At 71.4% G+C, this 14,522-nt stretch carries 10 protein-coding genes and 1 pseudogene; 4 read left to right on the top strand and 7 right to left on the bottom strand.

Features of this window, described 5'->3' with window-relative positions; translation table 11 throughout:
• Positions 1–17 precede the first annotated feature (17 nt).
• Positions 18–164: pseudogene (locus tag Q9G87_RS60500) on the bottom strand (alpha/beta hydrolase); the annotation flags it as partial.
• A 155-nt stretch (positions 165–319) separates the two neighbouring features.
• On the opposite strand from Q9G87_RS60500, the gene Q9G87_RS01365 reads away from it, so the two are divergent.
• Positions 320–3,028, top strand: coding sequence for a helix-turn-helix transcriptional regulator (locus tag Q9G87_RS01365; protein ID WP_305914297.1), 2,709 nt, complete (start codon positions 320–322; stop codon positions 3,026–3,028).
• Between the two features lie 47 nt (positions 3,029–3,075).
• Here Q9G87_RS01365 and Q9G87_RS01360 read toward each other — a convergent pair whose 3' ends face one another.
• The 5 genes from Q9G87_RS01360 to Q9G87_RS01340 all read right to left on the bottom strand — a co-directional run bounded on the left by Q9G87_RS01360 (position 3,076) and on the right by Q9G87_RS01340 (position 7,608).
• Complete coding sequence (locus Q9G87_RS01360; RefSeq protein ID WP_305914296.1) at positions 3,076–3,891, bottom strand: amidohydrolase family protein; 816 nt, start codon at positions 3,889–3,891, stop codon at positions 3,076–3,078.
• Between the two features lie 15 nt (positions 3,892–3,906).
• The gene (locus tag Q9G87_RS01355) at positions 3,907–4,689 is read right to left on the bottom strand and encodes an enoyl-CoA hydratase/isomerase family protein (protein WP_305914295.1); all 783 of its coding nucleotides are present in this window, start codon (positions 4,687–4,689) and stop codon (positions 3,907–3,909) included.
• 131 nt (positions 4,690–4,820) lie between these two features.
• Positions 4,821–5,636 (bottom strand): class I SAM-dependent methyltransferase, encoded by an 816-nt coding sequence (locus Q9G87_RS01350; RefSeq protein ID WP_305914294.1) that lies wholly within the window; start codon positions 5,634–5,636, stop codon positions 4,821–4,823.
• Positions 5,633–6,391 (bottom strand): class I SAM-dependent methyltransferase, encoded by a 759-nt coding sequence (locus Q9G87_RS01345; protein ID WP_305914293.1) that lies wholly within the window; start codon positions 6,389–6,391, stop codon positions 5,633–5,635. The genes Q9G87_RS01350 and Q9G87_RS01345 overlap by 4 nt, the downstream gene beginning before the upstream one ends.
• Positions 6,388–7,608: a riboflavin synthase gene (locus tag Q9G87_RS01340; protein ID WP_305914292.1), complete on the bottom strand. Its 1,221-nt coding sequence runs from the start codon at positions 7,606–7,608 to the stop codon at positions 6,388–6,390. The genes Q9G87_RS01345 and Q9G87_RS01340 overlap by 4 nt, the downstream gene beginning before the upstream one ends.
• 343 nt (positions 7,609–7,951) lie before the next feature.
• Between Q9G87_RS01340 and Q9G87_RS01335 the strand changes: the two genes are divergently transcribed.
• Entirely contained in the window at positions 7,952–10,180 is a 2,229-nt protein-coding gene (locus tag Q9G87_RS01335; protein ID WP_305914291.1) for a WD40 repeat domain-containing serine/threonine protein kinase, read from the top strand.
• A gap of 69 nt (positions 10,181–10,249) precedes the next feature.
• Here Q9G87_RS01335 and Q9G87_RS01330 read toward each other — a convergent pair whose 3' ends face one another.
• The gene (locus tag Q9G87_RS01330) at positions 10,250–12,622 is read right to left on the bottom strand and encodes a beta propeller repeat protein (protein WP_305914290.1); all 2,373 of its coding nucleotides are present in this window, start codon (positions 12,620–12,622) and stop codon (positions 10,250–10,252) included.
• Between the two features lie 373 nt (positions 12,623–12,995).
• On the opposite strand from Q9G87_RS01330, the gene Q9G87_RS01325 reads away from it, so the two are divergent.
• Positions 12,996–13,895, top strand: a complete 900-nt coding sequence (locus Q9G87_RS01325; protein WP_305914289.1) for a glycoside hydrolase family 16 protein — start codon at positions 12,996–12,998, stop codon at positions 13,893–13,895.
• 159 nt (positions 13,896–14,054) lie between these two features.
• Positions 14,055–14,519, top strand: coding sequence for a hypothetical protein (locus Q9G87_RS01320; protein ID WP_305914288.1), 465 nt, complete (start codon positions 14,055–14,057; stop codon positions 14,517–14,519).
• Positions 14,520–14,522: the final 3 nt, after the last annotated feature.

The following is a 14,522-nucleotide window of genomic DNA, read 5'->3' as shown; positions in this document are numbered from 1 at the left end:
GAGTTGCCCCACAGCGTGACGCCGCGGAGGTCGACGTGCTCGCTGCGGCGAGCGAATGCGATGGCGGTCCGCAGGTCCTCCTGCTGACCGCCGATGTCGGCGAGCCGCCGCGGCTCGCCACCGCTCTCTCCGAAGCCGCGATAGTCGAACACGAGGGCCGCCATGTCCTCGGCGGCGAACCGTGGTCACCGACTCCCTCCATAGGATCCTCACGATCGGAAAGGGCGCAGGAGTGACGGTTCCCCGCATCGTCCTCAACGTTCGGCAAGCGATAACGTTCCCACAGGTCACGTTAGGGACAAGGCGTTCTTGGAGTGCCATGTTGTACGGGCGTCAGGCGGAGCAGGCCGTCATCGGCGGGCTGCTGGACGGCCGGTCCGGTGCTCTGGTGGTGCGTGGCGAGGCGGGCATTGGCAAGTCGGCTCTTCTGGAGTCCTGCGTGGCGGGTGCGCGGGTGCGGGTGTTGCGGGTGACCGGTGTGGAGTCTGAGGCGGATCTGCCGTTCGCGGCCTTGCATCTGCTGCTGCGCCCGGTCGTGGATCACATCGAGGCGTTGCCGCCGCAGCAGGCGGAGGCGTTGCGTGGCGCGCTCGGTCTCGGCGGCGCGACTCGGGGTGATCGTTTCCTGGTTGGGCTGGCGACGCTGAGCCTGCTGGTGGAGCTGTCGGCGGCGGGCCCGGTGGTGTGCGTGGTCGACGACGCGCAGTGGCTGGATGGTGAGTCGGCCGACGCGCTGTTGTTCGCTGCGCGCCGTCTGTATGCCGAGCCTGTCGTCGTGCTGTTCGGCGCGCGGGAGGGTGATTTTCCGGCGCGGGGTCTGCCGGAGTTGCGGCTGGGCACGCTGGATGCCGAGGCGGCTCGGGAGGTTCTCGCTGAGCAGGCGGCGGATCTGCCGCCGGCCGTTCGCGATCAGGTGGTGGCCGAGGCCGGGGGTAACCCGCTGGCGCTGGTCGAGTTGCCCCGTATGCTCACCGCCGAGCAGCGCCGGGGCGCCGTCGTGCCGTTGTCGTTCTCGCTGGGTGCGGCGCAGCCGGTGACGGACCGGGTGCTGACGGGTTTCCACGATCGGATCGCGGCGCTGCCTGAGGCCACCCGCTGCTGCCTGCTGGTGGCGGCGCTCGATCATCATGACGAGCTGGACGTGCTCGCGGGCGCGGTCGGCCTGCTCGGGGCCTCGCTGGCCGACTTCGCCGAGGCCGAGCGCGCGGGCCTGGTGCGGGTGGGTTTGGGGGGTGTGGTCTTCCACCATCCGCTGGTGCGTACCGCTGTGCTGCTGGGCTGTGACATCGCCGCCCGGATGGCCGCGCACCGGGCGCTGGCCGAGACGGTCGATGAGGATCGGCGGGCCTGGCACCTGGCCGCCGTCACCCGGCAACCCGATGAGGAGGTGGCCGGGCAGCTGGAGAGCCTGGCGCTGCGCGCCCGGCAGCGGGGCGGGCAGACGGCGGTGTCGGCGGCCTACGCGCGCGCGGCCGAGCTGTCGGCCGATCCCGGCGAGGCCGTACGCCGGTGGACGGCCGCAGCCGCGGCCGCGGCCGAGGCAGGCCTGTGGGAGCGTGCGCGTGTGTTGGTGGACCGGGCGCGGCGGCTGGCGGAGGAGACAACGCTGGAGGAGGCCGTGCCGGCCGAGCTGGCCCTGGTGAGAGCGAAGCTGGAGATCGAGGCGGGCCGGCCGCTGGACGGTGTCCGCCTGCTGCACGAGGGCGCCGAAGCGGTCGGCGACCTGTCCGTCAAGCTGTCGCTGCTCAGCCTGGCGGGCTTCTACACCTGGGCCAGCGCGGCCCACCCCGACCAGGTCGCGCTGGCCCGCCGTACCGAAGAGCTGTGCCCGGACGGCGACGGGCTGGCCGCTATGGTGCGCACGTTCAACCACGCCTTCCGCCTGATCCTGGAGGGTGACGCCGTGACCACGCTCACCTACCGGATGCCGGACCAGGCCGAACGCATACCGTTCGAGCTGCGCTTCATCATCGCCTACCAGAGCATGGTCCGCGCCGACCTCGACGGCATGCTGGAGGGCTCGGCCCAGATCGTCCAGGACTGCCGGGCCGAGGGACGTCTGGGACGCCTGCCCCAGGCCATGACGATCTTCACCATCGCGCAGCTCCTCAACGGACACCACCGCTCCGCACGCTCCGCGGTGGCCGCCGGTCTGGCCCTGGCCGCCGACGTCGGCCAGCCGCAATGGGGCAGCTACCTGGCGGGCGTGCACGCCTGGCTGTCCGCGATCGCCGGCGCGCAGGAGGAATGCGCGGCGATGGCCGAGCAGGCCATTTGGGAGGCCGGCCACCGCCGGTGGATGCCGGGATACTGCTGGGCCGAGTACGCCCTCGCAGCTCTGGACTTCACGCTGGGCCGCTACGAAGCGATGCTCGACCGGGTGGACCGGGCCATGTCCGGTCCCGCCAGCCACGCCTTCCTGTGGCGCTATTCCTGGCCCGACTACATCGAGGCCGCCGTCCGGGTCGGGGATCCGCACCGCGCCCAGCAGCCGCTGAGACTCTACGCCGAATGGGCCGAGGCCACCGGCCGATCCAGGGCGCTTGCCGTCCTGTATCGGGTTCGTGCGCTGCTGGCCCCCGACAGCCAGGCCGTGGAACTGTATGAGCGGGCGCTGGCCCTGCACAGCGAGGCCGAGCAGCCCTTCGACCAGGCACGCACCCGCCTGCTCTACGGCGAATGGCTGCGCCGCCACAAGCGGCGCGCCGAGGCACGCACCCAGCTCCAAGCCGCCATGGACGCCTTCGACCAACTCGGCGCGGCCCCCTGGTCCGACCGCGCGGCCGCCGAACTGCGCGCCACCGGCCTCTCCCTGCCCGACCACGCCCGTACCGCAGATCCCCTGAACGTGCTCACACCGCAAGAGCTCCAAGTGGTCCGGCTGGCCGTCACCGGCGCCTCCAACCGCGAGATCGGCGCGCACCTCTTCCTCAGCCCGCGCACGGTCGCCTCCCACCTGTACAAGGCCTTCCCCAAGCTGGGCGTCTCCTCCCGCGCCGAGCTGTCCAGGCTCCCAGGACTGACCTGAGGGCCACAACATGGTCGCGGAGCAGCCCGGCGATCTCACCGAGCTGATCACCCGGTCTGGAACACGCGCCGGGCGTTCCCGTGGAGGAACATGGCACGGGTCTCCTCATCCAGCCCGAGTTGATCCAGCTCGTCCAGTGCCTTGAGCGGTGTGATCATCGGGTAGTTGGTGCCGAACAGCACCTTGCCCCGGCCGTGGCTCTTCAGGTACGCGACCAGCTCGGCGGGATAGCGGCGAACGGTGTAGGCGGAGGTGTCGATGTAGACGTTGGGGTGCTTGGTGGCCACCGCGATCATCTCGGTGGTCCACGGATAGCCGATGTGCCCGGCCACGATCGTCAGCTCGGGAAAGTCCAGCGCCACCTGGTCGAGATACGGGATGGGCCGGCCGGGCTCGGAGGGACGCAACGGGCCGGTGTGGCCCGCCTGAGTGCAGAACGGGATGCCGAGCTCGACGCATTCGGCGTAGAGCGGGTAGTAGCGGCGGTCGGTGGGCGGCAGCTCCCACAACCAAGGCACGATGCGCAACGCCTTGAAGCCGAGTTCGGTGACCGCCCGCCGGAGCTCGCGGATGGCCGCCATCGGCTTGCGCAGGTCGACGGAGGCGACCCCGGCCAGGCGACCGCCTGACTCGGCGACGAAGGCGGCCACCTCGTCGTTGGAGATCAGCGCGCCTTCCGGCCCGTACCAAGCGCTGATCAGGGCCAGGTCGACGGCGGCCGCGTCCATGGCTGCCACGGTGACGGAGAGCGGCGGCTGGTCGAGTGGCAGGGAGGTGCCGGACCAGTTGCGCAGCGAGTCGAACATGTCGTGTTGGATGAAGCGCCGCGTCGGATGTTGTGCCCAGACATCAATGATCGGCAAGGCGATGTCTCCTCCTCAGGTGCCGTCGGCTGAGCGGCCTACTGTCCGGTCCATGAAGGCCCGGATCCGGCCGTCGGTTGCCGCCGTCGTCCACAGTTCCACGGTGGCTCGCTCCGTAACACGGTCGAGCCGCTCGTTCACCTCCTGCCGGAGTTGCGCCTTGGTGCAGCGGAAGGTGTCGGCCGGGATGTCGGTGGCCATGCGGCCGGCAACGGCCATCGCGTGGTCCAGCAGGGCGTCCGGGTCGCTCAGCTCGTCGACCAGGCCCAGGGCCAGGGCCGCGTCCGGCTCGTGGTTGGCACCGTCGAAGATCGCACGGCGGGCGCCGACCGGGCCCAGCGCGAATCGCATGATCTCCAGCGCCGAATGCGGGAATGGCACCCCGACCCGCAGCTCGGGAACCCCGATCGTGCCGCTCCCGGAGGCCATGATCCGGTGGTCGCAGGCCGCGGCGAGCACGCAGCCACCGGCGATGGCGTGCCCATTGACCGCGGCGACCACCGGCTTGCCCAGGTCGAAGACGGATCGGAAGGCACCGCTGAGCGCGGGCAGGAACTCCGCCACGTACGCGGCGCCGCCGTCCACGACACGCTTGAGGTCAACGCCCGCCGAAAACACCCGTCCGGCTCCGGTCACCACCACGGCCCGCACGGGTCCCCGCTGGTCGTCCAGATCGCGCATTGTCTGCTCGATCGTCCGGCACAGCTCCAGATTCAGGGCGTTGACCTTGCCATGGGCCAGTCGTACGACCCCGATGCCGTCCATCACGTCGACCGCGATCATCGCGTTCCCTCCCACGCCTCGGCTCCTTCCGACTGGACGAGAGTGCGCCGGCCTCATCTGTGCCGGCCTTTGCGCCGCACCGGCCTCCCGCACCAGCAAGATCAGAGCACTGTCACCACCATCATCACGCAGAGCTACCTTGGCGCTCAGGTCACATTCGGCAGCAGACCGCCTGTCCGGCTGGTCGGCGTGGCCGGATCAGTGGTTATGACGAGGCGGTAGCCCAAGTCGAGGGTGCCGACGGCCAGGAGGCGGCGGTGACGGTCATGCCAGCGTCCGGTGGCGACGTCGACTGCGAGGCGTCGCATCGCGTACTCGACAAGGTGCTGGTCGAGGTTTGCCAGCGCGGAGATTGCGGCGCGTACCTGGGGGTCGAGGTAGCGGTGCGGGCGTTGCCAGTACGCGCCCAGGAAGCCGTCGGTGCAGTCGGCGGCCACCGGCACGTGGACGACGCTCACCCGTGCGCCGTTGCGCCGGAACCAGGTCTGGACAACGTCCACAGAGGCGAGTCCGGCGTCAGCTTCGGCGATCTCCGGGAGGTACTCCTCGACCAGCCAGAATCGTGCGGTGACGGCGGGGTCCCAGGTGAGGATGATCTGCCGGCCGGATACCCGGCGCATCTCGGCGAGGCCCGCGGCCGCGTCGGTCCAGTGGTGGACGGTGAGGATGGCCATCGCGGCGTCGAACGACTTGTCAGGGAACGGGAGACTCTCGGCGTATCCCTGGATGACCGGCGCGGAGCCGGGGGGACGCTGGCGCATCATCACCGTGGACGGCTCCACCGCGGTGACCCGCCGGCTGCGGGGCTCGTAGGAGCCGGTTCCGGCGCCAACGTTGATCACCGTCTGGGCGGATCCCAGGGCCTGGTCGATCTGGTCGGCGATACGGGGGTCGGGGCGCCGGTGGCGGGAGTAGCCGAAGCCGATCGTCTGGTACGGGTTGGCGTTCACGAACCTCGTCATTCCGCTCCGTCTACCGGATCGACCTTTCTGCGCCGGGCTCCCAGCAGCAGCAGCGGCGGGCGTCTGAGATGTTCGGCCAGGTGAGGATGGCTCTGGAGAATGGCGGGGCCGGGAACGGGTTCGTCGATACCGGTCAGTTCCAGGCCGGCGTCGAGCAGGCCGCCGATCAGCGTGGCCAGCCGCCTGTGGTGTTTCTCCACGCCCTCGATGATCCAGCTCTGGGTCCGGGGCCCTTCGGAGGCGTAGTCGTCGACGGGCCAGACGGTGCCCTCGCCGGTTTTCCGCCAGCCGGTCATCGGATCGGCGGCGGTGCAGATGGGGTGTTCGATGGAGAAGATGAACCGTCCATCCGGTCGCAGCCAGTGTGCGACGCGCCGGACAAGTCCCGGGTAGTCGGCGACGTAGTGCAGGGCGAGGCTGCTGACTACCAGGTCGGCGGAGTGGGCGGGCAGAGTGAGCTCGTCCAGGTCTGCGTGCAGGTAGCGGACCCGCGGATGCGGGGTGGCCAGCGCCAGCATCCGCTGGGAGGAGTCCACCGCCAGGACGTGCGCCGCTCCGGCGTCGGCCAGCCGGTGGGCGAGCGCGCCGGCCCCGCAGCCCAGATCGACGATGGCGGCGCCCGCCACGGGAGGGAGCATGCGGCTCATGGCCGGGATCTCGATGGCGTCGTTGATCCCGGCGCCGGAATCCCTGAGCCGGCGGTAGCCCTCGAAGAAGCGGGGATCGTCATACAGGTCGCGACCCGCCGTGATCACAGGTGCTTCCTCAGGTCGTCCACGTCGAGCAGCGGCAGACCCCAGCGCAGCGCGGCCAGCTCCAGTTCGGCCGCCTTGGCCATGGTTCCGTCGGGGTTCATGACCTCACAGCACACCCCGACCGGCGGTAGCCCGGCCGCCACGCACAGGGCGATGGTGGCCTCGGTGTGACCGGCACGCTCGGCAAGCCCTCCAGGGCGTGCGGCCAGGGGGAAGACATGCCCCGGCCGGAGGAAGTCGGCCGGCCTGGACTCCGGATGGGCCAGGCGGCGTACGGTCGCGGCGCGTTCGGCCGCCGACACCCCGGTGCCTGTTCCGGCGGCCAGATCCACCGGAACGTGCGGCCGGGTGCCATGCCGATCACCGGGTCCAGGGATGGGCCCGATTTCCAGACGGTCCAGGACCTCGGGCGCGCACGGCACGGTCGGATGACCGCAGACCTGGGTGAGCAGGAAGGTGAACGCTTCCGGCCGCAACCGCGCCCCGGCGAATATCACATCGCCCTCGCCCTCCCGGTCGGGATCCCAGATCACCACGGCTCCCCCGGACGCGAGTTGCGCCAGCGCCTTCTGCACGCCTTGCCTGCCCCAGACCCGTCCCGCCCACGGCAGCGCCGCGACCACCTCGCCCACCGCTCGCCCCGGGCCTGACGGCCAGCGCCGCGCCAGGCGGGCGAGCAGATCGGACTCCAGGTTCACGCGATCGCCGGCCGACAACTCCGCCAGCGTGGTGGCCTCCAACGTCATGGGGATAAGCGCCACCGAGAACCGGTCACGCGACACCTCGGCGACGGTCAGGCTGACGCCGTCGACCGCGATCTGCCCCTTAGGGACGACCAGCGGGAGGAAACGCTCCGGCGGCTTGATCCACAGCCGCCGTGTGCCGCCCTCGTCGTCGACCCTCACGACCTTGCCCACGCCATCCACGGCGCCCTGGACCAGGTGACCGCCCAGCGGGTCGCCCAGCGCCAAGGGCGCCTCCACGTTGACCCGCGTGCCGGGCTGGATCTGATCGAGGGTCGATCTGCGGCGGGTCTCGCCCGTCAGCCTGGCTTCCAGCACGTCCGTCTCGTGATCGGTCTGGGCGATCATCAGCCCGACGCCGTTCAGGCAGATCGAACCCAGCCCGCTCGCGGTGACCTTGGGCGCTCTGACCGCGATACGCGCACGGTCGACGGCCACCACCGTTCCGACTTCCTGAATGTGCCCGGTGAACATCCGGCACCACCTCTCGACAGCGGCAAGGACGATCCTCGCCACACGAAGGAGTCAGGGGCCGTGAGCAAGGCCCGAGAGGTGGCGGGGTGTCACCGCGTGGCCCGGAATCACACCGAGTCGTCCCACCGCTACCGGCGGAACCGGCGGGCTGTCACCGCCGCACCTTGGAATCGCACCAATCCACCTATATCACCACAAGCCGTCAAGATCAACGATCCGGCGGCCGAGTTGCTGCGGAAGGCCGGATGTGCGCCTTATGAGAGTAGGCTTTTAGCGCTGGATTTCGTGCGTAAGCGTCCCTGCGCCATCATTCTGCTGAGCATCCTTCTTGGGGAAGGTACGTGTGCCCAGTTTCAGTCCTCTGCGGCCGACCGACCCGCGCCAGGTGGGTCCTTACCGGCTGACGGGCTATCTGGGCGCGGGCGGCCAGGGCACCGTTTACGTCGGAGAGTCGCCCGAGGGCCAGGTCGTCGCGATCAAGGTGCTGCACGCCCGGCTGTCGGAGGAACCCCAGGCCCGCGAGCGATTCCTCCAGGAGATCGCCGCGACCCGGCAGGTACGTCAGTTCTGCACGGCCCGGGTGCTGGACGCCGACACCAGCGGGGACCAGCCGTACGTGGTCAGCCAGTACGTCGAGGGCATCTCGCTGAGCCGGCTCATCGCCACGCAGGGGGTCCGCGACCCTGACGCGCTGGAGCGGCTGGCGGTCGCCACCGTCACCGCGCTGGTCGCCATCCACCAGGCCGGCATCGTGCACCGCGACTTCAAGCCCAGCAACGTCGTCTGCGGTCCCGACGGGCCCCGGGTGATCGACTTCGGGCTGGCGCGCGCCCTGGACTCCACGGTCGCCGAGAGCAGCGACATCCTCGGAACGCCGGCTTACATGGCGCCGGAGCAGTTCAGCGCCGGCGTGGTGACCGCGGCGTCGGACATGTTCAGCTGGGCCGCCACCATGGCCTACGCGGCGAGCGGGCGGCCGCCGTTCGGGAACGACAGCATCCCGGGCATCTTCCAGCGCATACTCAACGAGGAGCCGGACCTCTCCGGGCTCACCGAGCCGATGCGGTCACTGGTGGTGGCGTGCCTGGACAAGAATCCCGCGGCCCGGCCGTCGGCAACCGACCTGCTGTTCTACCTGCTCGGCCACGGCGTGCCCAATCCCGCGCGCGAGGCGATGGGCCAGGAATCCCTCTTCTCGATCGGGACGCGGCCGCAGGAGGGCGGTGGCGAGGGTGCCGCGTCCCAGACGGGCACCCCGTCGCTTGCGGGGTCGTCCTCGCTGCCCGGCCCGTTCTCGCCGTCGGGCCCGTTCTCGCCGTCGGGTCCGTCCTCGCCGTCGGGTCCGTCCTCGCCGTCGGGTCCGTCCTCGCCGTCGGGTCCGTCCTCGCAGTGGGCTCCGCCATTCCCCTCGGGTTCGTCGTCGCAGTCCGTTCCCGCCTCGCTTTCGGGTCCGTCCCCGGTCTCGGGCGGGGCGTCGTTCCCTGATGCTGGGATGGTCTCGGCGACGGAATCGCTGGTGGGTCCGCGCGTTCGCGCCGGTCTCAGGTCGCGGCGCACCCTGGTCGTCGCGTCCCTCGGGCTGGTGGCCGCCGGGGCCGTCGCCACGGGCGCATACTTCGCCCTTGCCGGGCCGGCGACGCCCACGGTCGTGACGCGACCCACCGTCGTCCCGGGGCCTACGACGCCGGTGATCCAGCCGGAGGTGACCCGGACCCTCTCCCCGGAACCCGCCTACGCTGTCGCGTACAGCCCGGACGGGAAGACGTTCGCGACCAGCGGCGCCAATGGGGCCGTGTGGCTGTGGGACGCCGCCACCCGCCGCGTCACCGCCTCGCTCGACGGCCACACCAAGGGCGTCCACGCGGTGGCGTTCAGCCCGGATGGCAAGACGCTCGCGACGGGGAGCGACGACGGGACCGTACGGCTGTGGAGCCTGCCCTCGGGGCGTGGCAGGGGCGCGCTCACCGGCCACACCGGAGGGGTCGGGTCGGTGACGTTCAGCCCGGACGGCAAGACCGTGGCCAGCGCCAGCCGCGACCGGACCGTGCGGTTGTGGAACGCCGCGACCGGCGACGGCACCGCGATCCTCGCCGGCCACACCGACTGGGTGGACTCGGTGGCGTTCAGCCCGGACGGCGCCACGATCGCCACGAGCGGCCACGACCGGACCGTACGGCTCTGGCATCCGGCGACCGGCGAGGCCGCCGCCGTGCTCTCCGGCCACCGCTACTGGGTCTTCTCGGTGGCCTTCAGTCCGGACGGGAAGACCCTGGCGAGCGCGAGCGCCGACCGTAGCATCCGGCTGTGGGACGTCGCCGCCCGCAAGGAGCGCACCGTGCTCGCCGGTCACCGGGGCTGGGCCACCGCGGTCGCCTTCAGCCCGGACGGGAAGACGCTGGCCAGCGGCGGCTATGACCGCAAGGTACGGCTGTGGGACGTGGCGAGCGGACGCGGCACCGGCGAGCTGGACGGGCCGGCCGACTGGGTCTACTCGGTGGCGTTCAGCCGGGACGGCACGACCGTCACCGGAGTTGCCGGTGACGCCACGCTGAGAGTGTGGGGCACGCGCTAGAAAGTGCCGGTCCCGCGCTGGGAGTGTCGGGCACGCGCTAGGGAGTGCCGGTTCCGTGCTGAGACCGCACTACGGAGTGCCGGTCTCGTCCGAGGACAGCGGGCGCCGCCACACGGTCGGCTCGTCGCCCTGGCCGGTGGCCGTGGAACCCACGCCGACGAGCTCGCCGTCCACCGTGGTGAACGCGGTCAGCCGCTGGTCGCCCGGGCCGGACATGCCGACGCCGCGCGGCTGCTCCGGCTTCCAGGAGCGGCCGTCCGCCGAGGTCCAGATGACCACGTCGCCGGGCCTGCCCACGGTGCCGGCCACGACGAAGCCCCGCGGGGTCGCGGCCACGGCGGTGACGCTGGACTGCTCGCCGGCCACCACCGGCAGTGAGATCGGCTGCCAGCTCCGGCCGCCGTCGACCGACGCGTACCCGAACGCGGCCGTGCCCGTGCCGTTGCCGGTGACGGCCGTACCGGCGGTCACCAGGACATCGTCGTGGGAGGCGATGTGGGTCAGCCAGCCCTCGTTGACGCCGGCCGGGATCGGCAGGCGTACCAGCGACCACTTGCGGCCGTCCGGCGAGATCCACACGGTGGGGCGGCGGATGAAGACGCCGCCGTAGGCATTGGGGTCGGTCACGCCGCCGGCGGCGACGAAGCCGAACATGCCGCTGGTCACGGAGTGCATCCACCGCCTAGTCGTCGGCGTGCCGACGAGGTTGTCCTCGCCCGCCGGGATGCCGCGCTCCCAGGTCTTGAGGTCCGGGGACCACCAGGTGCCCGCGCCGAAGCCGTCCTCACCCACGATCACGTAGCCGTCCGGGCCGGCGGCGGCGCCGCGGGCGATCAGCGCGTTCGTGCCGTCGGGCTGGAACGCCGCCACGCCGTCGGCCCGCCGCCAGCTCTCGCCGTCCGCCGAGGTCACGACCAGGGGACGGCCGGGCGTCCGGCCGCTCGACCCGACCGCCAGCCAGCCGGCGAAGCCGGACGTGAGGCCGGTCAGTCGCTGCCGCCCCTGGCCGGTCAGGGCCTTCTCCTTGTCCTGGATGCGCCCCCACGCGGTCCCGTCCGCGGAGGTCCAGACGGCGGCCTCCCCGTTGGCGCCACCGACCGCGACCACCCGGCCGTCGGCCGTGCCGAGCGCGTCCACGACCTTGCCGCTCCCGGTGGTGTTCGGGAGGCCGGTGGGGACGTCTTTCCCTGCCTTGTCGCGTACCGCGAGCAGGGCGCCTGTGCCCCCGTGGGCCGCGTCGGCGCCCACCACGACGGTGTTGTCCGCGGCCGCGGCGGCATCGCGCACCTCGGCGCCGTCGGCCGTTGTGCCGGCGGGTTGCCAGGAGCGGCCGTCCGTGCTGCGGACCAGCCGGATCCCGCTGTCGGTCTCGATCGTGGCGACCGCGGCCTGGGACGTGGCGGTCAGCCGTAACAGGCGCCGGAAGCCCGGCACGTCGATCTTCGCCGCCGTCGTCCAGCGCACGCCGTCGGGCGAGGTGTAGGTGGTGGCGTGGGAGCCGTCCTGGCGCACCGCGAGCATGGTCGTCGCGGTCGCGGCGAAGGTCAGCTCCGGCATACGCGACTTGCCCGGGACGGCGAACGCCTGCCAGGTGCTGCCGGCGTCGGTCGAGCGCCAGGTGATGTCGTACGGCTTGATGGAGCTCTCGCCGCGGACCACGATGGCGTTCTTGACGCTCGCCACGTCGGTGAGGGCAAGGGTGCCGCCGGTCGGCGGGTGCAGCCGCCAGCCGGCCCGGCGTTCCCAGCTCCGGCCGTCGCGGGACAGCCACACCACCGGGGAGGCGTCGGTGAAGTCGCCCTTGTCCGAGGTCCGTCCCACGGCGGTGAAGCCGTTTCCGGTCCACGCGACGTCGGCGACCTGGTCGCGCGGGCCGAAAGCGAGGCTGGCGGTGGCGTCGGGCTGGCGGGTCCAGGCCGCGCCGTCGGGGCTCGTCCAGACGACGGTGCCGCCGACGCGGTCGCCGAGCGCGACCCAGCCGCCGGAGCTCGCGGAGCTCGCGGGGCCCGCGGCGAGGTGGCGGGGGACCTCGCCGGCGGCGGGCGGCTCGCCCTTCGCGGTCCGCACCTGAGCGCGGACGAAGCTGCGGCCCGCGTCCTTGGACAGGAAGAACTCGGTCCGGTAGCCGGAGTCGGCGTCCTCGCCGCCCGCGATCACCACCGTGGCGCCCATGGCGGCGACCCCATTGAGCTCCAGCTGCTGGCCGTCGCCGCTGCCGGCCGGACCCGCCGCGAACAGGCTGCCGGCCAGCTCCGCGGCCGCCGGCTCGTCGCTCTGGCGGGAGGCCACCAGCACACCGCCCGCCACGACGATCGCGAACGTGACGGAGGCGCCGCCGATCAGCAGCGAACGGAAGCGCTTCTGCCGGCCTGGAGGCATCGGGTCCGTCGCCGGGGCCGGGTAGCCGACGTCGGGGTCGGTCAGCTCGGTGGTCGGTGGCACTGACGGTAGCGACGGCAACGACGGTTGAGAGAACGGATGAGAGAACGGTGACGAGGGCTGCGAGAAGCGTTCGACCGGCGGTAACGAGGGCTGGGAGAGCCGTTCGACCGGCGGTAACGACGGCTGGGAGAGCCGTTCGTCGTGTGGTGACGACGGCTGGGACGTCCGTTCGTCCGGTGGCAGTGACGGCTGGGAGAGCCGCTCGTTCACCTGCTCGGGCGAACCGTCGGGATCGCCCGTCTCGCTCCTCCAACCACCTCCGGTCACCGCAGCCTCTCCCTTTGGTATTGTCCCGGCCAGGACGGAGCCCCTCGCCGGAAGTCATTATTTATGGGAAGCGCCACGAAACGAAGTCCGAGCGCGAGCCGGCCCGATGACGGCGGCTGACGGCCCGGCCCATTTCCGCACCTGGATCCTCGCCGCGGCGATCTGCGCCACCGTGGTGGCGGCCAGCGCGGCAGGGGTGCGCACCGTCGGTGAGACGCCTTCAGACGCGGCTCGGAACGGGGAGACGACGCCGCCGCCTGCGCAGTCGATCGAGCCTCCGCCGCTGGCGCTGCCCGAGGCCTCCTGGAAACTGAGCTGGTCCGACGAGTTCAACGGGCGGGGCCGGCCCACCAAGTGGACCGCCCTGTCCGGCACGAGCTGGTCGAACCGGAAGGCGCTGCACTACTACAGCCCGGCGAACGCGGTGCAGGACGGCTCCGGCCGCCTGGTCATCTCCGGGCTGCGGACGCGGGCCGCGGACCGGCCGGCCTGCTGGTACGGCCCGTGCGACTACAGCTCCGCCCGGTTGGAGACCAGGAAGACCTTCGACCAGGCGTACGGGCGGTTCACCGCGCGCATCAAGCTGCCGCTCGGCAAGGGGCTGTGGCCGGCGTTCTGGCTCAAGCGCAGCGACGCCGGCCGCTCCGGCTCCACGACGTACGGCGAGATCGACATCATGGAGAACCGCGGCCACGAGACCCATCTCGTCAGGGCCTACACCCACTCCAAGGGTCGCAAGGGCGGCGGCCAGACCACCCTGCCGGAGCGGCTGGACGCCGGTTTCCACGTGTACGGCGTCGACTGGACGCCCCAGAGCATCACCTGGTGGGTGGACGGCAAGCCGTACGCCCAATACCCGCGCTATCCCGGCTGGCCGTTCGACGAGCCCTTCTACTTGATCCTCAACCTGCAGGTGGGTGGCAGCTGGGTGGGAAATCCGACCATCGCGACGCGCTTCCCGGCGCGGATGGTCGTCGACTGGGTGCGGGTGTACCGCCAGCGCTGAGCACACCCTTCGCCGCAGTGCCGAAATTTACGGAAATATCCGTTTGGAACGGTCCTTAATAACGTTTGTACCGTTGCGACCGTCATTTTGGGGCACCAGCCTCTTCCGTGCCATTAGGATCAACCATCCCATTGGCATCATGGTGAAGTCACGCCGTAAATGACGCGATTATTTCCCCGTTTCACCTCTTTAACGACTGCCGCCCTGCTCGGCGCGGTCGTCGTGGCCGCGCTCGGCGCGCAGACCGAGCAGGGGCGCCACCTGCTCCTCACGGCCGGGCTGGCCGGCGCGCCCACCGGGTACACCGAGCTGGCGTTCGTCGCACCCCAGGCGCTGCCGGCCCGGGTGCCCGCCACGTCGTTCCTGGTCCCGCCCTCCTTCACCATCCGCAACGTCACCGGGCGGCAGCGCGAGTACGGCTGGTCGGTACGCCTGACCGAGTCCGGCAAGACCCGCACCGTCGCCAGCGGGCGGGTGACCCTGGCCGACGGTCAGCCGGTGACGATCACGCCGCCCACGAAGGCGCTGTGCGAGCCCGGCCCGATCACTCTCGGGGTCCTGCTGGAAGGCGGCGAGGCCATCGCGTTCCGCGCCGCCTGCTCCGCGGACATCGACGAGGGGTAGGCG

The organism is Nonomuraea turcica (assembly GCF_030718205.1).
Lineage (GTDB): Bacteria > Actinomycetota > Actinomycetes > Streptosporangiales > Streptosporangiaceae > Nonomuraea.
This window is presented reverse-complemented; position numbering and strand designations above follow the sequence as displayed.

Excerpts from the sequence above, each read along its gene's own strand:
- Q9G87_RS01365 (WP_305914297.1), top strand. The coding sequence starts at position 320 with ATGTTGTACGGGCGTCAGGCGGAGCAGGCCGTCATCGGCGGGCTGCTG.
- Q9G87_RS01325 (WP_305914289.1), top strand. The coding sequence starts at position 12,996 with ATGACGGCGGCTGACGGCCCGGCCCATTTCCGCACCTGGATCCTCGCC.
- Q9G87_RS01350 (WP_305914294.1), bottom strand. The coding sequence starts at position 5,636 with ATGACGAGGTTCGTGAACGCCAACCCGTACCAGACGATCGGCTTCGGC.
- Q9G87_RS01320 (WP_305914288.1), top strand. The coding sequence starts at position 14,055 with ATGACGCGATTATTTCCCCGTTTCACCTCTTTAACGACTGCCGCCCTG.
- Q9G87_RS01340 (WP_305914292.1), bottom strand. The coding sequence starts at position 7,608 with ATGTTCACCGGGCACATTCAGGAAGTCGGAACGGTGGTGGCCGTCGAC.